Source organism: Streptomyces sp. ITFR-6 (assembly GCF_031844725.1).
In the GTDB taxonomy this organism is placed as follows: Bacteria; Actinomycetota; Actinomycetes; order Streptomycetales; family Streptomycetaceae; genus Streptomyces.
The window spans coordinates 5268948-5289693 of sequence record NZ_CP134612.1 but is presented as its reverse complement, the minus strand read 5'-3'; the positions used below and the strand labels follow the sequence as shown (position 1 = coordinate 5289693).

At 70.7% G+C, this 20746-nt stretch carries 19 protein-coding genes; 7 read left to right on the top strand and 12 right to left on the bottom strand.

The window, feature by feature from the left end; genetic code table 11:
* The first annotated feature begins 314 nt into the window (after positions 1-314).
* Complete coding sequence (locus tag RLT59_RS24250; protein WP_311307840.1) at positions 315-1679, top strand: LCP family protein; 1365 nt, start codon at positions 315-317, stop codon at positions 1677-1679.
* Positions 1680-1724: 45 nt separating this feature from the next.
* On the opposite strand, the gene RLT59_RS24245 is transcribed toward RLT59_RS24250, so the two are convergent.
* The gene (locus tag RLT59_RS24245; protein WP_124284167.1) at positions 1725-2273 is read right to left on the bottom strand and encodes an acyl-CoA thioesterase; all 549 of its coding nucleotides are present in this window, start codon (positions 2271-2273) and stop codon (positions 1725-1727) included.
* A gap of 119 nt (positions 2274-2392) precedes the next feature.
* Between RLT59_RS24245 and RLT59_RS24240 the strand changes: the two genes are divergently transcribed.
* Positions 2393-3706: an LCP family protein gene (locus tag RLT59_RS24240; RefSeq protein ID WP_311305349.1), complete on the top strand. Its 1314-nt coding sequence runs from the start codon at positions 2393-2395 to the stop codon at positions 3704-3706.
* A 159-nt stretch (positions 3707-3865) separates the two neighbouring features.
* Positions 3866-5002, top strand: coding sequence for an IS30 family transposase (locus tag RLT59_RS24235; protein ID WP_399126955.1), 1137 nt, complete (start codon positions 3866-3868; stop codon positions 5000-5002).
* Between the two features lie 77 nt (positions 5003-5079).
* Here the strand turns inward: RLT59_RS24235 and RLT59_RS24230 are convergent, their stop codons facing one another.
* On the bottom strand, positions 5080-6237 hold the full coding sequence (locus RLT59_RS24230; protein WP_311307839.1) for an acyl-CoA dehydrogenase family protein: 1158 nt from the start codon (positions 6235-6237) through the stop codon (positions 5080-5082).
* 175 nt (positions 6238-6412) lie between these two features.
* Between RLT59_RS24230 and RLT59_RS24225 the strand changes: the two genes are divergently transcribed.
* Positions 6413-7756: a UDP-glucose dehydrogenase family protein gene (locus RLT59_RS24225; protein ID WP_311305347.1), complete on the top strand. Its 1344-nt coding sequence runs from the start codon at positions 6413-6415 to the stop codon at positions 7754-7756.
* A 45-nt stretch (positions 7757-7801) separates the two neighbouring features.
* Here the strand turns inward: RLT59_RS24225 and RLT59_RS24220 are convergent, their stop codons facing one another.
* Positions 7802-8314 carry a CGNR zinc finger domain-containing protein gene (locus RLT59_RS24220; RefSeq protein ID WP_311305346.1) on the bottom strand — a complete coding sequence of 171 codons (513 nt, stop codon included), beginning with the start codon at positions 8312-8314 and terminating at the stop codon, positions 7802-7804.
* 102 nt (positions 8315-8416) lie between these two features.
* Here RLT59_RS24220 and RLT59_RS24215 point away from each other — a divergent pair, with 102 nt between their 5' ends.
* Positions 8417-8776 carry a VOC family protein gene (locus tag RLT59_RS24215; RefSeq protein WP_311305345.1) on the top strand — a complete coding sequence of 120 codons (360 nt, stop codon included), beginning with the start codon at positions 8417-8419 and terminating at the stop codon, positions 8774-8776.
* Between the two features lie 9 nt (positions 8777-8785).
* Here RLT59_RS24215 and RLT59_RS24210 read toward each other — a convergent pair whose 3' ends face one another.
* From RLT59_RS24210 to RLT59_RS24200, 3 genes are read right to left on the bottom strand one after another with little or no spacing between them, the layout of a single operon-like run.
* Positions 8786-9970, bottom strand: coding sequence for a dipeptidase (locus tag RLT59_RS24210; RefSeq protein ID WP_311305344.1), 1185 nt, complete (start codon positions 9968-9970; stop codon positions 8786-8788).
* Positions 9971-9977: 7 nt separating this feature from the next.
* On the bottom strand, positions 9978-10514 hold the full coding sequence (purE, locus tag RLT59_RS24205; RefSeq protein ID WP_311305343.1) for a 5-(carboxyamino)imidazole ribonucleotide mutase: 537 nt from the start codon (positions 10512-10514) through the stop codon (positions 9978-9980).
* Positions 10511-11704 carry a 5-(carboxyamino)imidazole ribonucleotide synthase gene (locus RLT59_RS24200; protein WP_311305342.1) on the bottom strand — a complete coding sequence of 398 codons (1194 nt, stop codon included), beginning with the start codon at positions 11702-11704 and terminating at the stop codon, positions 10511-10513. Before RLT59_RS24200 ends, purE begins: the two co-directional genes overlap by 4 nt.
* A 164-nt stretch (positions 11705-11868) precedes the next feature.
* Between RLT59_RS24200 and RLT59_RS24195 the strand changes: the two genes are divergently transcribed.
* The gene (locus tag RLT59_RS24195) at positions 11869-12414 is read left to right on the top strand and encodes a GtrA family protein (protein WP_311305341.1); all 546 of its coding nucleotides are present in this window, start codon (positions 11869-11871) and stop codon (positions 12412-12414) included.
* 29 nt (positions 12415-12443) lie between these two features.
* Here the strand turns inward: RLT59_RS24195 and RLT59_RS24190 are convergent, their stop codons facing one another.
* Both RLT59_RS24190 and RLT59_RS24185 read right to left on the bottom strand, forming a co-directional pair.
* Positions 12444-13709, bottom strand: coding sequence for a sensor histidine kinase (locus RLT59_RS24190; protein WP_311305340.1), 1266 nt, complete (start codon positions 13707-13709; stop codon positions 12444-12446).
* Between the two features lie 15 nt (positions 13710-13724).
* Positions 13725-14402 carry a response regulator transcription factor gene (locus RLT59_RS24185; protein ID WP_018104033.1) on the bottom strand — a complete coding sequence of 226 codons (678 nt, stop codon included), beginning with the start codon at positions 14400-14402 and terminating at the stop codon, positions 13725-13727.
* 439 nt (positions 14403-14841) lie between these two features.
* Here RLT59_RS24185 and RLT59_RS24180 point away from each other — a divergent pair, with 439 nt between their 5' ends.
* Positions 14842-16338 carry a peptide MFS transporter gene (locus tag RLT59_RS24180; protein WP_311305339.1) on the top strand — a complete coding sequence of 499 codons (1497 nt, stop codon included), beginning with the start codon at positions 14842-14844 and terminating at the stop codon, positions 16336-16338.
* A gap of 81 nt (positions 16339-16419) precedes the next feature.
* Here the strand turns inward: RLT59_RS24180 and RLT59_RS24175 are convergent, their stop codons facing one another.
* Genes RLT59_RS24175 through RLT59_RS24160 form a run of 4 tightly spaced genes read right to left on the bottom strand, consistent with a single transcriptional unit; the run spans position 16420 to position 20721 of the window.
* Entirely contained in the window at positions 16420-17787 is a 1368-nt protein-coding gene (locus RLT59_RS24175; protein ID WP_311307838.1) for a hypothetical protein, read from the bottom strand.
* A gap of 38 nt (positions 17788-17825) precedes the next feature.
* On the bottom strand, positions 17826-18974 hold the full coding sequence (locus RLT59_RS24170; protein WP_399125990.1) for a hypothetical protein: 1149 nt from the start codon (positions 18972-18974) through the stop codon (positions 17826-17828).
* Positions 18971-19978, bottom strand: a complete 1008-nt coding sequence (locus tag RLT59_RS24165; protein WP_311305338.1) for a COG1470 family protein — start codon at positions 19976-19978, stop codon at positions 18971-18973. Before RLT59_RS24165 ends, RLT59_RS24170 begins: the two co-directional genes overlap by 4 nt.
* A gap of 44 nt (positions 19979-20022) precedes the next feature.
* Positions 20023-20721, bottom strand: a complete 699-nt coding sequence (locus RLT59_RS24160) for a peptidase (RefSeq protein ID WP_311305337.1) — start codon at positions 20719-20721, stop codon at positions 20023-20025.
* Between the last annotated feature and the right edge of the window lie 25 nt (positions 20722-20746).

The window sequence follows — 20746 nt, the reverse complement described above, 5'->3', positions numbered from 1 at the left end:
GCGGGACACGAATGGGGGCGTCGGGGGTCGGAACCCCGGCGCCGGGGGGTGAGAGCCCTCGGCGCCGGGCGTTCTGGCCCCTGGCGGCGATATTCGGCCGTCTCGTTACCGCGAATGGGGGAACCCGGAGCGCGCCGCCGGGTTGCGGGCCGGGATGCAGATCGTATGGGCCTACCGTGCGACAGGTCCCCCTTGCACCGCGGAGGTGTCCCCCCGTGCCCACGCCGCACCGCTCCCCCCGTCCGCCCCGGCCCCGCGCCGCTCCCCCGCAGCGCCGACGGCCCAGAAAGCAGGACGAGAGACCACGCTGGGGCATGCGGATGGCGACCGGCCTCTCCGTGCTGGTCCTCGGGGCCGGTGGCATCGGCCACGCCGTCGTGACCAACCTGGAGAACGGGATCGACCGGATCGACCCGTTCAAGGACATGAAGAACCGGCCCTCGGGCGGTCACGGCATGAACCTGCTGCTGGTCGGCACCGACGGACGCGACAAGATCACCAAGGAGGAGAAGGCGAAGTACCGGCTGGGCGGCGCGCCCTGCCACTGCACCGACACGATCATGCTGGTGCACCTGTCGTCGGACAAGAAGCGGGCCAGCATCGTCAGCCTGCCGCGTGACAGCTACGCCGAGATCCCCGAGCACCGGGACCAGACCACCGGCGAGGAGCACGCGGCCCATCCGTTGAAGCTGAACGCCGCCTATGCCGAGGGCGGGCCCGGTCTGACCGTGCGGACCGTCGAGCACATGACGGGCGTCAAGGTCGACCACTATCTGGAGGTCGACTTCACCAGCTTCATGACGACGGTCGACACCCTGGGCGGGGTGGAGATCTGCACCACCCGGCCGATGAAGGACTCCTACACGGGTCTCGATCTCGCGGCGGGCACCCATGAGCTGGACGGTGGCCAGGCGCTCCAGTACGTACGCTCCCGGCACATCGACGGCGCCGCCGACCTGGGCCGGATGCAGCGCCAGCAGAAGTTCATGGCCTCGCTGATCAAGCAGGCGACCAGCAGCGGGGTGCTGCTGAATCCGGTGAAGTTCCGCGAGGTCGCCTCGACGATGCTGAAGTCGGTACGGGCCGACAGGGGCTTCGGTACGCAGCAGATGCTGGACCTCGGCCAGGCGATGCAGGGTTTCTCCGCCGCCTCCTCGGAATTCACCTCGGTGCCGATGAGCGATGTCGCCTACCCGGTCAAGGGCATCGGCTCGACGGTGAAATGGGACCCCAAGAAGTCGAAGCAGCTCTTCCAGGCGCTGCGCGAGGACAAGCCGCTCACGGTGAAGCGGCCCGAGCAGGCGCCGGCGAAGAAGGTGGACGTGCCGCCGCAGCAGATCCGGGTCCAGGTCTACAACGGGACCCCGAAGGACGGCCTCGGCTCCACGGTCGACGCCGCGCTGCACGGCACCGGCTTCGACACCACCCGGGCCCCTCTCAACGGGGAGCAGCGCGATCTCAAGCACACCGTGGTCACGTACGACCCGCGCTGGGACCGGTCAGCGAAGTCGCTGGCGGCCGCGCTGCCGGGGGCGGAGCTGAAGCCGGTGCAGGGCCAGGGCCCCACGATGAAGGTGACCGCGGGCGCGGACTACGCCAAGGTGGAGCGGGTCCGGGCCGAGGAGCCCGATCCGAGCAGGTTCGGGGCCGTCACGGGCGACGAGGTGACGTGCCCGTGAGCGCCCGTGCGTAACAGCTTCCGGTCCCCGGTCCTCAGTCCTGGGTCAGTCCTCGATGCCGTCGGCGGCGCGCTTCTCGCGCAGTTCCCTGATCGCGCGGCGCCGGGCCAGCCGGTGCGTACGGCGGATCTGCGCCTCCTGGTAGCGCCGGTTGTCCCGCTCGGTCTCCGGGATGACCGGCGGTACGGCGCGCGGGCGGCCGTCCGCGTCGACCGCCGCGAACACCAGGTAGGCGCTGCCGACCTGCTGCGCCGGGGTCGACTCGTTCCACCGCTCCGCCATGACCCGGACGCCGACCTCCATCGAGGAGCGGCCGGTCCAGTTGACCTGGGCGCGGACGTGGACAAGGTCACCCACGCGGACCGGCTCCAGGAAGACCATCTCGTCCATCGAGGCCGTCACGGCGGGGCCGCCGGAGTGCCGGCCCGCGACGGCGCCCGCCGCGTCGTCGACCAGCTTCATGATCACGCCGCCGTGCACCGTACCCAGCAGATTCGTGTCGCTGCCGGTCATGATGTGACTGAGGGTGGTCCGGGAGGCTGCGGTCGGCTTGCCCGGAATGTCGCCCTCCGGGCGCGGGGCCTGATCTGTCATGCCCTCCACCTTATGCGGGGGCTTCGAGCCCGTCGCAATGCATCAGCTTCGCAACAGCCCAGGTCCGATTTCCCTTACACCCTGTAATAGCAGTGGGCCCGGCCTGCACACTGGATCGCATGAACGATTGGCCCGAGGGCTGGAACGACGACAACCGCGGCGGCAACCGCTACGGGCAGGGAAGCGCGAGCGACCGGCCCGAGAGCGCCCGCGCGATGCCGCACGTCCAGCGCCCCGTCCCGCCCCAGCAGCCCGCTCCCTCGCAGCGGCGCCCCGCGCCGCCGAGACAGCGGCAGGTGCCGCAGCAGCCCGGCGGCTACGACGAAGGACCGCAGTACGACAGTGGCTACAACACGGGCCAGGTCTACGGCGGCGGCAACAGCGGCGGGCGCGGTGGCGGCCAGGGCGGCGGACCGGGCGACGGCGGATACGTCCAGGGCCGGCCGGCGGCCGCGCCGGACTGGCGGCGCCGGATCAAGATCGGCGCGCTGGTCCTGGTGGTCGTGGTGCTCGGTGTCTCCATCGGCACGTACTTCTGGGCCGACTCCAAGCTGAAGCGCGACGTCGACCTCTCCAAGGTCATCGAGCGGCCGAAGGCGGGCGACGGCACGAACTACCTGATCGTCGGCTCCGACAGCCGCGAGGGCATGACGGCCGAGGACAAGAAGAAGCTCCACACCGGCTCCGCCGAGGGCAAGCGGACCGACTCGATGATGATCCTGCACGACGGCGGCGACGGCCCGACGCTGGTCTCGCTGCCGCGTGACTCGAACGTCGAGATCCCGTCGTTCGTCGGCTCCGAGTCCGGCAAGAAGTACGAGGGCAAGGGCCGCACCACCAAGCTGAACGCCGCGTACGCCGAGGACGGGCCAGAACTGCTGGTCCGTACCGTCGAGTTCAACACCGGCCTGCACATCGACCACTACGTCGAGATCGGCTTCGGCGGCTTCGCCCAGATCGTGGACGCGATCGGCGGGGTCGAGCTCGACATCCCCAAGGCCTTCAAGGACAAGAACTCCGGCGCCGACTTCAAGGCGGGCAAGCAGACGCTGAACGGCGAGCAGTCCCTCGCCTTCGTCCGCACCCGGTACGCCTTCGCGGCCAGCGACCTGGACCGTACGAAGAACCAGCAGAAGTTCCTCGCGGCGCTGGCGAACCAGACGGCGACGGCGTCCACGATCCTCAACCCGTTCAAGCTCTACCCGACGATGGGCGCCGGTCTGGACACCCTGGTCGTCGACAAGGACATGTCCCTCTGGGACCTGGGCCAGATGTTCTTCGCCATGAAGGGCGTCACGGGCGGCGACGGCACGTCGATGAACATGCCGATCTCCGGCTCCGCAGGCGGCAACCTGGTCTGGGACAAGGCCAAGGTCAAGCAGCTGGTCGAGCAGCTCAACAACGACGAGAAGGTCACCGTCTCCAGCGACTGAGGCGGACACCCTCGCGAACGGCCCCGCCCCGTGCTTGAGTTCTAGTGGTCGTTGCAACACCCCAGCTCAGGGGATGCGATGGACTTCGAGATACGCAAGGACCGGGGGCCGCAGGGGCCACGGAAGCTGACCCGTGAGCGGGCGGCATACTTCCAGCTCATGCAGCAGGGCTGCAGCAGCAGGGAAGCCTGCCGGATCGTCGGTATCAACCTGCGGACCGGCAGGAAGTGGCGCGACGGGTCACACGCGCACATCGGCAAGAAGAAGGCGGCGCCTCCGGTCCACCAGGAGGCGCCGCCTTCTGGCCCGTCCCGCTACCTGCGTGAGGCCGACCGTATCCACATAGCCGACCGGCTGCGGGAGAAGGCCACGGTCCGCGCGATCGCCGCCGAGCTGGGCCGCAGCCCGTCGACAGTCAGCCGTGAGATACGCCGCAACCGGCACCCCGGCAACGGTCAGTACCGGCCGCACGCCGCCCAGGCCCGCGCCGATACCCGCCGGCCCCGCCCCAAGGCGGGGAAGATCGGCCAGAACCCCGAACTGCGGGACTTCATCCAGGACCACCTGACCCTGCGCTGGAGCCCCGAGCAGATCTGCCACGCTCTCCACAGACGGTTCCCCGACCGGCCGGAGACGCACGTGACCCACGAGACGGTCTACCAAGCCCTCTACGTCCAAGGACGCGGCGAACTACGGCGCGAACTCACCCGGGCCCTGCGGACCGGCCGCGCCCGCCGCCGCCCCCACCGCCAGGCAGCCAAACGCCAGCCCCGCTTCACGACCCCGATGGTCATGATCAGCGACCGCCCGGCAGAGGCCGAAGACCGGGCCGTCCCAGGCCACCGGGAAGGGGACCTCATCATCGGCAAGAACAGCGGATCGGCGATCGGCACCCTCGTCGAACGCAGCACCCGCTACCTGATGCCGGTCCACCTGCCCGGCGACCACAGCGCCGAAAGTATGCGCGACGCCCTGACCGACACCGTGAAAACACCGCCGCCCCACCTGCTGCGGTCCCTCACCTGGGACCAGGACTCCGAGATGGCCGCCCACCACGCCTTCAGCATCGCCACCAACATCCCGGTCTACTTCTGCAACCCCGCCAGCCCCTGGCAACGCGGCTCGAACGAGAACACCAACGGCCTGCTCCGCCAGTACTTCCCCAAAGGCACCAACCTCGCCACCCACAGCCGCGACCACCTCGACGCCGCCGCCGCCGAACTCAACAGCCGCCCACGCAAAACGCTCGGCTGGGAAACCCCAGCCGAGCACCTGCATAAACTACCCGCGGCCTGAACAACCGACCACGTGTTGCAACGACCCCTCGAATTCGCCCTTTCTGGCAGGGGCTTTCGTTTGTTGGTTCGACCCTGCTAAGGCAGGTTCCGCGCCATCACGATCCGCTGGACCTGGTTGGTGCCCTCGTAGATCTGGGTGATCTTGGCGTCGCGCATCATCCGCTCCACCGGGTAGTCCCGCGTGTAGCCGTAGCCGCCGAGCAGCTGGACCGCGTCGGTGGTGATCTCCATCGCGACGTCGGAGGCGAAGCACTTGGCCGCGGCGCCGAAGAAGGTGAGGTCGCTGTCGAGGCGCTCGGACTTGGCGGCGGCCGAGTAGGTGAGCTGGCGGGCCGCCTCCAGCTTCATGGCCATGTCGGCGAGCATGAACTGGATGCCCTGGAAGTCGCCGATCGGCTTGCCGAACTGCTTGCGCTCCTGGACGTAGCCCTTGGCGTAGTCCAGTGCGCCCTGGGCGACGCCGAGTGCCTGGGCCGCGATCGTGATGCGGGTGTGGTCCAGGGTCTTCATCGCGGTGGCGAAGCCGGTGCCCTCCTCGCCGATCATGCGGTCGGCGGGGATGCGGACGTTGTCGAAGTAGACCTCGCGGGTCGGGGAGCCCTTGATGCCGAGCTTCTTCTCCGGGGCGCCGAAGGAGACACCCTCGTCCGACTTCTCGACGACGAACGCCGAGATGCCCTTGGAGCGCTTGGTCGGGTCGGTGACCGCCATGACCGTGTAGTACTCGGAGACGCCCGCGTTGGTGATCCAGCGCTTCACGCCGTTGAGGACCCAGAAGTCGCCGTCGCGGACGGCCTTGGTCTTCATGCCGGCCGCGTCCGAGCCCGCGTCGGGCTCGGAGAGCGCGTACGAGAACATTCCGTCACCCTTGGCGAGCGGGCCCAGGTACTTCTTCTTCAGGTCCTCGGAGCCGGAGAGGATCACCGGGAGCGAGCCGAGCTTGTTCACCGCGGGGATCAGGGAGGAGGAGACGCAGGCGCGGGCGACCTCCTCGATCACGATGACCGTGGCGAGCGCGTCGGCACCGGCGCCGCCGTACTCCTCGGGGACGTGGACCGCGTGCAGGTCGGCGGCGGTCAGGGCGTCCAGGGCCTCCTGCGGGAAGCGGGCCTCCTCGTCGACCGCGGCCGCGAACGGGGCGATCTTCGCCTCGGCGAGCGCACGCACCGACTCACGGAGCATGTCGTGCTCCTCTGCCGGACGGTACAGGTCGAAATCGGTCGAACCCGCCAAGACTCTCACTCCCCAAGGATGCTAACTACCGTTAAGTAACCCAATTTTAGGCGCCTGCCCCGGCAATGGCATATGAGCTGGGGCCGTGAGCTTCACGACAGCCGGAATGGAGCGATTCAGTGCCACGACTATGCTCGTTCACCGCACGTCTGTCCGCATCTCACAGGAGCACTACATGGCCCTCAGGATCACTGTGATCGGCACCGGCTACCTCGGCGCCACCCACGCCGCGGCCATGGCGGAACTGGGCTTCGAAGTGCTGGGGCTCGATGTCGTGCCCGAGAAGATCGAGATGCTGTCGGCCGGCCGGGTCCCGATGTACGAGCCGGGGCTCGAAGAGATCCTGAAGAAGCACGTCGCGGGCATCGAGGGCGCCAGCGGCCGGCTGCGCTTCACCACCTCGTGGGAAGAGGTGGCGGAATTCGGTGACGTCCACTTCGTCTGCGTGAACACCCCGCAGAAGCACGGCGAGTACGCCTGCGACATGAGCTACGTGGACAGCGCCTTCGAATCCCTCGCACCGCTGCTGACCAGGCCCGCCCTGGTCGTCGGCAAGTCCACCGTGCCGGTCGGCTCCGCGGCCAGGCTCGCCGCCCGGCTCACCGAGCTGGCGCCCGCCGGCGACGCCGCCGAGCTGGCGTGGAACCCGGAGTTCCTCCGCGAGGGCTTCGCCGTCAACGACACGCTGCACCCGGACCGGATCGTCGTCGGCGTGGAGAGCGAGCGGGCCGAGAAGCTGCTCCGCGAGGTGTACGCCACACCGGTCGCGGAGGGCTCGCCGTTCGTGGTGACGGACTTCCCGACCGCCGAACTGGTGAAGACCTCGGCCAACTCCTTCCTCGCCACCAAGATCTCCTTCATCAACGCCATGGCCGAGGTCTGCGAGGCCGCCGACGGCGACGTCGTGAAGCTGGCGGAGGCCATCGGCCACGACGAGCGCATCGGGAAGAAGTTCCTGCGCGCCGGCATCGGGTTCGGCGGCGGCTGCCTGCCCAAGGACATCCGGGCCTTCATGGCGCGCGCCGGTGAGCTGGGCGCCGACCAGGCGCTGACCTTCCTCCGCGAGGTCGACTCCATCAACATGCGGCGCCGCGGCCACATGGTGGAGCTGGCCAGGGAGGCCGTCGGCGGCGACTCGTTCCTCGGCAAGCGGGTGGGCGTCCTGGGCGCCACCTTCAAGCCGGACTCGGACGACGTACGCGATTCGCCCGCCCTGAACGTCGCCGGGCAGATCCACCTCCAGGGCGGCCAGGTCACCGTGTTCGACCCGAAGGGCATGGACAACGCCCGCCGCCTCTTCCCGACCCTCGGCTACGCGGACACCGCCCTGGACGCGGTGCGCGGCGCCGATGTGGTGCTGCACCTGACGGAGTGGAGCGAGTTCCGCGAGCTGGACCCGGTGATGCTGGGCGAGGCCGCGGGGCGCAAGCTCATCCTGGACGGGCGCAACGCGCTGGACCCCGTGGTGTGGCGCGAGGCCGGGTGGACGTTCCGGGCGATGGGACGGCCGAAGGCCTGAGTGCCTGAGCCCTCTCACGCCTGCGCCTTGGGTGCCTGAGCCCTCTCAGCCCTGCCTCGCGCGGTACGCGCGCATCTTCGCGCGGGCCCCGCACACCGACATCGAGCACCAGCGGCGGCGCCCCGCCGGGCTGCGGTCGTAATAGGCCCAGCGGCAGTCCGCCGCCTCGCACACCTTGAGCCGGTCCCAGGTGCCGTCCGCGCAGGCGGCGGCGACGGCCGTCGCGACCCGGGCGGTCAGTCCGGGCGGCTCCTGCACCGCGCAGAGCACCGCCGCGCCCGCCTCGTCCACCCGGACCCGCAGGGGCGCCTCCGCCAGCAGCCGGTCCAGCAGGGACACCGAGCCGCCCTCGGGCGGGCGGTGGCCCGCGTGGGCCAGGCAGACGGCGCGCAGGGCCTCGCGGAGCGCGCGGGCCGCCGGGACGTCCGGGCCGGCCAGGTCGAGTTCGGCGCGCCCTTCCGCCGTGTCGAGGGTGTCCACGCCGGTCTCCACGTCCAGGGTGTTGACCAGGGCTTCGATCAGCGCGAGTCCGCCGGGCGCGGAGTCCCTCTCATTCATGGTTGCGACGTTACCTCCATTGCGGCAGCATGCAGTAACGGTTACCGGTTGAGCCGGATTGCCGGTAACCGCATGCCCGTATCTGCCCGAGGAGGAAGCGTCATGGCTGTAGCCGCACTGGGTGCCGTCGTCCTGGACTGCCCGGATCCCACCGCCCTGGCCAATTTCTACGCCGCACTGCTCGGCGGGAAGGTCGAGCAGCAGGGGGACTGGGTGGATCTCACCGGGATCACCGGCACTCCGCTCGCCTTCCAGGCCGCGCCCGGCTTCGTACCGCCGCAGTGGCCGCGTCCGGACGGTTCGCAGCAGTTCCATCTGGATCTGACCGTGCGGGATCTGGACGCGGCGGAGCGCGAGGTGCTGGCGCTGGGGGCGACGGTGCTCGAAGCGGACGACCGGGAGCGGAGCTTCCGGGTGTACGCCGATCCGGCGGGGCACCCGTTCTGTCTCTGCGCCTGCTGAGCCGGCTGGTCAGCCGTCCAGCTGGTCGATCGTGGCGTGCGACGGGCCCCGGTGGGCGGACAGCTCGCGCGACACGTCCTCCGCCGCACGCAGCACCCGTACCGCGTTCTGCCAGGTGAGCCGGGCCAGGTCGGCGGCGGACCAGCCCCGGCCGAGGAGCTCCGCGATCAGGTTCGGGTACCCCGCGACGTCCTCCAGGCCCTGCGGGAGGAACGCGGTGCCGTCGTAGTCGCCGCCGATGCCGATGTGGTCGATCCCGGCGACCTCGCGCATGTGGTCGAGGTGGTCCGCGATCGTCGCCACGGTCGCCATCGGGCGGGGGTTCGCCGCCTCGAACGCGGCGTGCACCCGCATGCCCCGCTCGGTGGTGTCCAGGTGGTGCAGGCCCTGGGCGCGCATGTTCTCGTCGGCGGCCTTCGTCCAGGCGACGGCCGCCGGCAGGACGAACTTCGGTACGAAGGTCGCCATGGCGATGCCGCCGTTGGCCGGGAGCCGCTCCAGGACGTCGTCGGGGATGTTGCGCGGGTGGTCGCAGATCGCCCGCGCCGAGGAGTGCGAGAACATCACCGGCGCGGTGGACGTGCGCAGGGCGTCGCGCATCGTCGTGGCCGCCACGTGCGAGAGGTCGACCAGCATCCCGGTGCGGTTCATCTCCCGGACGACCTCGTGGCCGAACGGGGAGAGCCCGCCGACGCCCGGCTCGTCGGTCGCGGAGTCCGCCCAGGCGATGTTGTCGTTGTGGGTCAGCGTCATGTAGCGGACGCCGAGGGTGTGCAGGGCGCGCAGGGTGCCCAGCGAGTTGTTGATGGAGTGGCCGCCCTCCGCGCCCATCAGGGAGGCGATGCGGCCCTCGGCGCGGGCCGCCTCCATGTCGTCTGCGGTCAGCGCGCGGCGCAGGTCCGCGGGGTGCCGGGCCAGCAGTTCGGTGACCGCGTCGATCTGCTCCAGGGTGGCGCTGACGGCGTCCTCGCCCGCCATGTCGGACCGTACGTAGACGGACCAGAACTGGGCTCCGACGCCGCCCGCGCGCAGCCGGGGGATGTCGGTGTGCAGATGGGCCGACTGGTCGGCGGCGATGTCGCGGGCGTCCAGGTCGTAGTTGACCTGTTCGCGCAGTGCCCACGGCAGGTCGTTGTGGCCGTCGACCACGGGGTGCTCCGCGAGGAGTTCCCTGGCCTTCTCCAGCTGGTCCATCCGTTGCCTACTTTCCGAAGCCGAAGGAGTCCGCGCCGGCCACCTTGGTGCGCAGCCGCTTGCCCTTCTCGGTGGCCTGGTCGTTGAGCTCCTTCTGGAATTCGACCATGCGGGCCTGGAGCTCGCTGTCGTGGGCGGCGAGGATACGGGCCGCCAGCAGACCCGCGTTGCGCGCGCCGGCGACCGAGACGGTGGCGACGGGGACTCCTGCGGGCATCTGCACGATGGAGAGCAGGCTGTCCATGCCGTCCAGGTACTTCAGCGGCACCGGTACGCCGATGACCGGCAGCGGGGTGACGGAGGCGAGCATGCCGGGCAGGTGGGCGGCGCCGCCCGCCCCGGCGATGACCGCCTTCAGGCCCCGGCCCGCGGCGTTCTCGCCGTACGCGATCATCTCGCGCGGCATGCGGTGGGCGGAGACGACGTCGACCTCGTAGGGGATCTCGAACTCGTCGAGGGCCTTGGCCGCCGCTTCCATGACGGGCCAGTCGGAGTCCGAGCCCATGACGATGCCGATGACCGGTGCGGCGGAGGGGGAAGTCATTCGGTGATCGTTCCTCGCAGGTAGTCGGCCGCGTGCCGGGCGCGCTCCCGCACATCCGCCAGGTCGTCGCCGCAGGTGTTGACGTGGCCGACCTTCCGGCCGGGCTTCACGTCCTTTCCGTACATGTGGATCTTGAGCTGCGGGTCGCGGGCCATGCAGTGCAGGTACGCCTGGTACATGTCCGGGTAGTCGCCGCCCAGGACGTTGCTCATGACCGTCCAGGTGGCGCGGGGGCGCGGGTCGCCGAGCGGGAGGTCCAGTACGGCGCGGACGTGGTTGGCGAACTGCGAGGTGATCGCGCCGTCCTGCGTCCAGTGCCCGGAGTTGTGCGGGCGCATCGCCAGTTCGTTGACCAGGATCTGCCCGTCGCGGGTCTCGAAGAGCTCCACGGCGAGGTGGCCGACGACGCCGAGCTCGGCGGCGATCCGGAGGGCGAGCTGCTGGGACTCACCGGCGAGCCGCTCGTCCAGCTCGGGGGCCGGGGCGATGACCGTGTCGCAGACGCCGTCCACCTGGACGGACTCGACGACCGGGTAGGCGACCGCCTGGCCGTGCGGCGAGCGGACGATGTTGGCCGCCAGCTCCCGTACGAAGTCGACCTTCTCCTCCGCGAGGACCGGGACACCGGCCCGGAACGGGTCGGCCGCGTCCGCCTCGGAGCGGACCACCCAGACGCCCTTGCCGTCGTAGCCGCCGCGCACGGTCTTGAGGATGACGGGGAAGCCTCCCGACCCGTCGCCCGGCCACCGCCCCTCACCGAGGCGCTGCGCGCCGCCCCCGCTGATTTCCTGCGCGAAGGCCGCGGCGTCGGCCGGGTCCTTCACGATGCGGTGGCGGGGGCAGGGCGCGCCGATCTCGGTGAGCTTCGCGCGCATCACCCCCTTGTCCTGGGCGTGCACCAGCGCGTCGGGGCCGGGGCGCACGGGGATGCCGTCCGCCTCCAGGGCCCGCAGGTGCTCGGTCGGCACGTGCTCGTGATCGAAGGTGATCACGTCACAGCCGCGCGCGAAGGCACGCAGCGTCTCCAGGTCGCGATAGTCGCCGACGACGACTTCATTCACGACCTGGGCCGCCGAGTCCTGAGCGGTGTCGCTGAGGAGCTTGAACTTGATGCCGAGGGGGATGCCCGCCTCGTGGGTCATACGGGCGAGCTGACCGCCACCGACCATGCCGACTACCGGGAACGTCACTCATCCAGGGTATCCGCACCCCGCGGGGGCCCTCGACGACGGCCCGAGGTGGCCGCCTCGCCACACCCGTACCCGTACTCACGGGCGGCCGACGGGCGGGCTGGTTAGCATGGCCGGGTTGACGGAACCTGAAGACGAACCGACAGACGGGCTGAGCAATCACCATGAGTGAACGGGGCGCACTGCGGGACCGGCTGGATCTGCTGGCCCGGGAGATCGCCAAGTTCGGCGTGGTCGGCGCGGTCGGTCTGGTCGTCAATATCGCGGTATCCAACCTGCTGTGGCGCTACACGGACATCCCGACGGTCCGGGCGGGCCTGCTCGCGACGTTCGTCGCCATCCTCTGCAACTACGTCGGCTTCCGGTACTGGACGTACCGGGACCGCGACAAGAGCGGGCGGACGCGGGAACTCACGCTGTTCCTGCTGTTCAGCGCGGTGGGAGCGGTCATCGAGACCGGGGTGCTGTACGCCGCGACGTACGGGTTCGGCTGGAACAGCCCGGTCCAGAGCAATGTCTTCAAGATCGTCGGCATCGGTGTCGCGACGCTGTTCCGCTTCTGGTCGTACCGGAGCTGGGTCTTCAAGGCGCTGCCTGACAAAGAGGGCGTGCTGAGCGAGGCGGAGGCGCCTGTGGCGCCCGCGGTCTCCGTGCCCGCGCCGGCGGCCGCGCCCGTCGCGCGGGTCGAGGCGGATACGGCTCGGCGGTAGCCCTCCGGGCACGTCCGAGAGCGCTCCGGTTACCTCACCGGGCGTTCCGGTTCTTTTCTGTTCAGGGCCACCCGGCTGAGGAAGAGGGCGAAGACCGGGGGCTGCTGCTGGAGCAGTTCGAGACGGCCGCCGTCCGCCTCCGCCAGGTCCCGGGCGACCGCGAGGCCGATCCCCGTGGAGTTGCGGCCGCTGATGGTCCGCTCGAAGATCCGCGCACCCAGGTCCGCGGGGACTCCGCTGCCCTCGTCCGTCACCTCGATGACCGCCTGGTTGCCGGTGACCCGGGTGCGCAGGGCGACCGTGCCGCCACCGTGCATCAGCGAGTTCTCGATCAGCGCGGCGAGCACCTGCGCGACCGCGCCAGGGGTGCCGACGGCCCGCAGCCCCTGCTTGCCCGAGCGGACGATGGCGCGGCCCTCGCCCCGGTAGGCCGGGCGCCACTCCTCGATCTGCTGCTTGACCACCTCGTCGAGGTCGAAGACGACGGCGGAGCCGGTCCGCGGGTCGCGGGCGTTGGTCAGCAGCCGCTGGACCACGTCCGTGAGGCGCTCGACCTGGGTGAGGGCGATGTTCGCCTCCTCCTTGACCGTCTCCGGGTCGTCGGTGACCGAGATCTCCTCGATCCGCATGGAGAGCGCGGTCAGCGGCGTACGGAGCTGGTGGGAGGCGTCGGCGGCGAGCCGGCGCTCCGCGGTCAGCATCCGGGCGATCCGCTCGGCGGAGGAGTCGAGCACATCGGCGACCCGGTCCAGCTCAGGCACCCCGTACCGCTTGTGGCGCGGGCGCGGGTCGCCGGAGCCGAGGCGCTCCGCGGTCTCGGCCAGGTCGGTGAGCGGCGAGGTCAGCTTGTTGGCCTGGCGCACCGCGAGCAGGACGGCGGAGACGATGGCCAGCAGCGCCACCGCGCCGATGATCATCAGGGTGCGGCCGACCTCGCGGGTGACGGCGGAGCGGGACTCCTCGATGGTGACCCGCTCCCCGTGCTCACCCACCTCTGTGGCGCTGATCACACTGCCGCTGGGGCGCTCGCCCACCTCGATCGGTTCGCGGCCGACCATCTTCACCAGGGCGTAGCGCTTGTCGTCGACCTGTTCGGCGAGCACTCCGGGGTTGATCCGCTCGGAGCCCAGGAGCCGGCTCTCGATGACGCTGATCACCCGCAGCGCCTCGGAGTCGACGCTCTCCTGGGCGCTGCTGCTGATGGTGCGGGCCTCGACGATGACGAGGGAGACGCCGAAGACGGCGATCACCACGAGCACCACGGCGAGGGTGGAGTTGATCAGTCTTCGGCGCATGAGTGTTTCTGTACGTCAGCTCTTCTCGAAGCGGAAGCCGACGCCCCGGACGGTGGCGATGTAGCGCGGATTGGCCGCGTCGTCCCCGAGCTTCTTGCGGAGCCAGGAGATGTGCATGTCGAGGGTCTTGGTGGACGACCACCAGGTGGTGTCCCAGACCTCGCGCATCAGCTGGTCGCGGGTGACGACCCGGCCCGCATCGCGGACCAGCACCCGCAGCAGGTCGAATTCCTTGGCGGTGAGCTGGAGTTCCTCTTCGCCCATCCAGGCCCGGTGCGACTCGACGTCGATCCTGACGCCGTGGGTGGCGGGCTGCGGGGCGGGCTCGGTGGCCCCGCGGCGCAGCAGCGCCCGGACGCGGGCCAGGAGTTCGGCCAGCCGGAAGGGCTTGGTGACGTAGTCGTCGGCGCCGGCGTCGAGGCCGACGACCGTGTCGACCTCGTCGGCGCGGGCGGTCAGCACCAGCACCGGCACGGTGTGGCCCTCGGCGCGGAGCCTGCGGGCGACTTCGAGGCCGTCCATCCCGGGCAGCCCCAGGTCGAGTACGACCAGGTCGATGCCGCCCTGGAGGCCGGCGTCGAGAGCGGTCGGACCGTCTTCGCGGACCTCGACCTCGTAACCCTCCCGACGCAGGGCGCGGGCCAGTGGCTCCGAGATGGATGCGTCGTCCTCGGCGAGCAGTACACGGGTCATGGAGTGATGGTAGTCCGCGCAGCGGACCAGGAGTGAGGTGATCCAAAAGCCCTGCGGGTCTGCGCCCCATCCAGGTTCAGACCTTCGAATATGGGAGTGTGGTTGCACTCCCACCTGTGATCCATGTCTCAAGTCCTTTCATATCCACTTCTGTCGTGTCGTATGGTGTCTCAACGCCTGTTGCACTACTCAAAGACCTTTGGGCAGCTATGAGCACCCAGGGTCTCTTTTGTGTGCGGGGTCGGTACCCGCCGGCCCGGAAGTCGAAGTACCGGTGAAACAACCCAGTGAATGACCTGTGGGCCGGGCCCGGAACGCCGATGAAGGCACCGGGCGTGGATCCCGACGCGGTGGGCGTACCCGCGTCGGTGCCGGCCTCCCCCCACCGGGCGCGTACCGCTTCACGAGGCGCCGCGTCCCGAGCAAGCAAGGATCGACCATGGCGTCCAGCCTGACGAAGGACCCTGCCAGCCCGCCTGGCGCAGAGAAGACCTTCTTCGGCCACCCCCGCGGCCTGGCCACGCTCTTCATGACCGAGATGTGGGAGCGTTACAGCTTCTACGGCATGAAGGCACTGCTCCCGCTGTACCTGATCGCGCCCGGCGGGCTGCACATGAACGCCGCCACCGCGACGACGATCTACTCCGCCTACATGGCGATGGTCTACCTGCTGGCCATGCCGGGCGGCTGGCTCGCCGACCGCTTCTGGGGGCCGCGCAAGACGGTCGCCATCGGTGGCGGTGTCGTCATCCTCGGCCACATCACGCTCGCCGTGCCCAACTCGGCGACGTTCTTCGCGGGCCTCGCCCTCGTCGCGCTCGGCTCCGGCCTGCTGAAGGCGAACATCTCCACGATGGTCGGCCACCTCTACAAGGGCCCGAAGGACCCGCGCCGTGACGGTGGCTTCACGCTCTTCTACATCGGCATCAACATCGGCGCCTTCCTCGCCCCGCTGTCCATCGGCACCGTCGGTGAGAACGTCAACTGGCACTTCGGCTTCGCGCTCGCCGCGGTCGGTATGGCGCTGGGCCTCGCCCAGTTCATGCTCGGCACCCGCCACCTGAGCCCGGAGAGCGATGTCGTCGCCACCCCGGCGACGGAGGAGGAGAAGCGCTCGGCCCTGCGCAAGGGCCTGATCTGGCTGATCGTCGCGGTCGTCTTCTACGGCCTGCTCGCCGTCACCGGCAACTTCGTCGACTGGGCGGTGCTGCCGATCACCGTCGCCGGTCTGGTCATCCCGGTCGCCGTCCTGGTCCGCATGAAGCGCGACAAGGAACTGACGAAGACCGAGCAGTCCAAGCTGTCGGGCTACATCTGGTTCTTCGTGGTCGCCGCCGTCTTCTGGATGATCTACGACCAGAACGGCTCGACCCTGTCGATCTTCGGTGAGAACTCGACGACGAACAGCCTGCTCGGCTTCGACTTCCCGACGTCCTGGTACCAGTCGCTGAACCCGATCTTCGTCATGGCGGCGGCCCCCGTGATGGCCTCCGGCTGGCTGTGGCTGAACAAGCGCGGCAAGGAGCCGAGCACCGCCGTCAAGTTCGCCTCCAGCCTGGTGCTGATCGGTGTCTCCTTCGTCGTCTTCCTGATCCCGCTGATCGACACCGCCGCCAACGGCGGCCGGGTCAGCCCGATGTGGCTGGTGGCGATCTACTTCATCCAGACCGTCGCGGAGCTCTGCCTCTCGCCGGTCGGTCTGTCGGTCACCACGAAGATGGCCCCGGCGAAGTACAGCTCCCGGATGGTGGGCGTCTGGTTCCTCGCGGTCACCGCGGGCGACTCGGTGACCGGTCTGCTCACCTCCCCGCAGCTCGGCGTCGACCTGAACACCACGGGCGCCGTCGCGGCCGAGGCGATCCTCGCCGTCATCGCCGGTGTCGGCATCTGGATGTACCGCAGGAAGGTCACCCAGCACATGAGCGACGAGAGCTGACCACGCCGCACGCGACAGGCAGGGGCCGCCGCACCGGGAAAACGGTGCGGCGGCCCCTGCCGTATGTGTACCCGCTTCGGCTCAGCGGCCGGAGCGCAGCCTGCGCCACGGGGTGAACGTGAACACCGCGCCGCCCAGCAGGATCGCCGTACCGGCGACCAGGCCGAGTGCGCGCAGGGCGCCGTTGTCCTCGGCACCGGTCGCCGCGAGGCCGCCGCCGGAGGCCGTACCGCCGGCCGCCGCGGCCGCCGCACCGCCGGAGCCGGACCCCGAGGTGTCGCCGCCGGACGCGCCGCCCTGCTGGGCGGTGGTGTCGAGTTCGAGCGACGCCTTGACGGCGCCCTTGACCGTGCACGGAATGTTGATCTTCGAGCCGCCGAGCGTGACGTCGATCGTCAGGGTGCCCGGAGTGAGGGTGGACTTGCCGGAGGCGCCCGGCTTGTACGTGCCGGTCATGTCGGGCAGGTCGACCGGCTTGCCCGTCTTCAGCGGATCGGGGTTCCCCGGTCCGGTGACGGCGACGGAGCCCTTGTCGGCGCCGCCGACGACGATCTGCATGGACGGCTTCAGCGCGCCCGCGGGCAGGTCGGCCGGGCTGTCCATCACGCCCTTGGCCGTCTTGACCGTGAGCCCGTAGCTGCCGCCGTTCTTCTTGGCGTTGACCGTGACCTCGGACTCGATGGAGGCGGGTCCCGGCGACTTGCAGGCGAAGTTGACGGCGACCTCCTTGCCCGGGAAGTCGGTGGCACCGCCGGTACCGCCCGAACCCGCGGTGGCGCCCCCCGCGTCCGTACCGCCGGTGTCGCCACCGGTGGCCGCGCCTCCGGTGTCGGCGCCGCCCGCGTCCGTACCGCCCGCGTCGCTGCCGCCGTCGGTCGTGCCCCCGGCATCGGTACCACCGGCGTCCGTACCGCCGTCGGTCGTTCCGCCGGCCGTGGTTCCGCCGCCGTCGGTGACCTTGATCGTCGCGCCCGGCTTCACCGTCTCCTTCGGGGTGCACTTGGTGTCCGTGGAGATCGGCTTGGAGACGTTGATGTTGTACGCGTCCGGCGTCAGTGTCAGGTCACCGGCCTTCTCCAGCTTCAGCGACCCCTTCATGTCCGAGAGGAGCATCGCGGAGTTCTTGGGGATCGGCGGGTTCTGCCGGGGTCCCTCCATCTTCAGGTCACCGGTCGCGGCGCCGCCCAGCTTGATGGTGCCGGTCGGCTGGACCGTGTCCTTGCTCAGGTCCAGGACATCGGGGTTCTTGGAGGCGGCCGCGACCGTCTTCCACACCACCTCGACGGTGTCCCCGACCTTCGCCTCCGCGGGTGCGGTCAGCTGCACCTGGGTGGTGCCCTCCACAGGCGGCAGTCCGGAGATGGCCGGGGGTATGCACTCCGTCTTGTACGAGATGTCGGCGGCCTGGGCAGGGCTCGCGGCCAGCAGCATGCCCGCCCCGCCGATCATCATCGCGACTCCCGCCGCGACCGTCCTGCGTTGCGTACTCACGAATGTCCCTTCGTCGTCGGTCTGTGCTCTGACGGTGCGGAATCAGGGGTGAACCACGGCAGTGCGGCCGTGGTGGTGCGGCCCGCGCCCGCCGAGGGCGCGGAACCCTCTGACGGCGCGGGGGCCCGCCGCAGCTTCGGCAGCCGGGCCGTCACACCGGCGAACCGGTCGGGGCGCCGGCGCAGCCGGGCCGCCGCGTGCGCGGAGCGCGGCCGGACCTTGTCGACGACCGCCATGCCGATACGGAACACGGCGGCGGGCACGACGAGGCAGAGCAGGATCCAGAAGAGCGTCACGCCCCACGGGCGGCCGACGCCCCACGGCTGTTCGGCCAGCACCTTGGTGCCGTACATCAGCGAGACCTGGTAGTCGCCGTGGGCGCCCGCCGTCAGCTCGACGGGCAGCTCCATCCGCGCCTTGCGGCCGGGCTCGACGGTGCCGCGCCACTGCCGCTCCTCCCACTGCGGGGCGTAGACGCCGTGTGCGGTGCCGACCTGGAAGACCGGGTCCTTGACCGGGGCGGAGCCCAGATTGCCCACGGTGAGGACGAGCCGGCGGGACGGCGGGGCGCCGAACCAGGTGAGGATCCCGCTGTCGCCCTCCAGCCGGGTGGTGGCCAGGACGGCGAGCTTCCCGTTCCCGTCCTCCTTGGGCAGCGCGGCGACGGGGTGTCCGGCGACGACGAACGCGGCGTCGGCCACCGACTGGTCCCCGGTGACCGTCGCGACGTGCACCACGCAGGGGCACGGTACGGGCGGCTCCGCGACCGGCAGCTTCTTGCTGAACGCGCCCTTGGAGTCGGTGGTGACGGCCCTGCCGTCCGCGTTGGCGCAGGAGTTGGTGCCGCCGATCACCCCCCGGTCGGGGCTGGACCGCCCGCAGACCAGCATCATCAGCAGGGTGTCCGGCCGCCAGCCGGTGCCCTTGACGGTGATCTCGCCGCCCTTGCCCGCCTGCTTCCCGGAGAGCGTGACCGCCGGTTTCGGGTCCGCCGCGCTGCGGCCGGTGGCGTGCGCGCCGGTCGCGGTCAGCAGCAGGGCGGGCAGTATCGCGGTCAGCAGGGCGGCCAGGACGTGTTTCGAGAGGAGCGCCGCCCGCCCGCGGCCGTCGCTCCGGAGTGCCGCCGGTCCGGTCCGTCCAGTCACGATTCCGCTCCCGCCTTCACCAAGTGCCTCTCGTCGGACTGCTGTTGCCGGTCAGGGGACGGGCCGGCCCCGGTACCGGTGGAGCCGTGCCCGTCGCGCCGTGCCGCTCGCCGCCTCCGGTGGGCGTACGTGCCCGCGGCGGCCCCGGCCAGGAGCAGCAGCGCGCCCCCGGTGAGCGGCAGCCACGGGACGAAGAGCGCGGAGGCCGTCGCCTCGCTGTGCGCGCCGCCCCCGGCGGTCACGCTCAGCCGGACGGTGGCGGAGTCGAGGGCGGGGGCGTCCCGCCACGGTTCGGTGAGCCGGACCCTCTGTCCGGGCAGCAGCTCGACGGGCAGGGCGCGGGCGTCGCGTCGCAGCAGGGTGCCGAACACCCCGTCGGCGCCGACGGTGAGCCGGGGCGCGAGGACCGCGTTGCCCCGGTTGACCAGCGTGTAGTGGATGGTGCCCCCGGACACCTCGACGTCCTCGACCGTGAGCGCGGCCAGCGTCGGCCCGCCGACCCGCAGCTGGACCCGGACGCCCATCGAGCGGCCGCCGCTCTCCGCGACGATCGCGCCCGGGTGGTCACCGGGCAGCGCGTCGTCCGGCACCGTGACGGACACGGGCACCTCCGCGCGGGTGCGGGCGGGCACGGTCACCTTCTCCGCGGCCGTCCGCAGCCAGGCCCCGGTACCGGTGGAGCCGTGCGCGCCGCGTACCGCGAAGCCGCCCTTCGCGGTGTGGTACGCGTCGGCGCCGCGCAGCCGTACGGTCAGCGGGTCCGGGCCCGGGTTGGTGACCGAGAGCCGGTCCTGGAGGACGCTGCCGGGCAGGCCCTCCAGGTAGAAGTACGGCCTGCCGTCGTCCCGGCCCGCGCCGTTCGCCGCGGGCCGGGCCGTCCACGCCGGGGCGGCCGGGTGCTCGGTGGCACCGGCCGACGCGGTCATGGCGGCGGTCCACCACAGGGCGGCGAGCAGCGGTACGGCGAGGGCGAAGCGGGTGAGGTGACCGGTCGACGGCGGCATGGGCGGCTCCCTGGTGCGTGACGGCGGCTGCGGTTCGCGGGGAGTCAGCCCGTGGCCCGCTGCCCGCGCCTGGTGAGCCACAGCACCCCGGCCGCGCCGGACAGCAGCACGGTCCCGCCGAGCGTGCCGAGTGCGACCGCCGAGTCGAGCGGGCCGGTCTTGGGCAGCGACGACCCGCCGTCCGGCGTGCTCCGGCCGCCGCCGCTCGTGCTTCCGCCGCCGCTCGCGCTTCCGCCCGCGGCCGTGACGTCGAGGGAGAGCGAGGGGCCCGGGTTGTTGGACGGGGTGCAGGTCGTCGTCGTACCGAGTGCCTTGATGGTGAGCACTCCGGCGGTGAAGTCGACCTTGCCGCTCTTCTTCGGGGTGTACGTCCCCGACAGGTCACTGATCTTGATGGGGCTGTTGGCGGGGATCGCGGCGGAGTTGGCGGCTCCGGCCACCTGGACCTGGCCCGGGTCCGCGCCGCCCACCTTGATCACCGCGCTGGGGTTCATCGCGCCCTTGCCCAGTTCGACCGGGCTGGAGGAGACGCCCTTCTGGAAGGACATGGTGAGCTTGTAGCCGCCGCCGCTCTTGACGCTCTTGATGTCGATGGGCGACACGGCGGCCTTGTCCCCGATCGGGGTCTTGCACTTGTAGTTGACGTCGACGACCGTCGCGTGGGCGGCGGGCGCGGCCATCAGCACCACCGCCCCCGCCAGCCCGGACGCCAGCGCGAGAGCTGTTCGCTTCTGGTACGACACCTCGAATTCCCCTCATGCCGGGAGT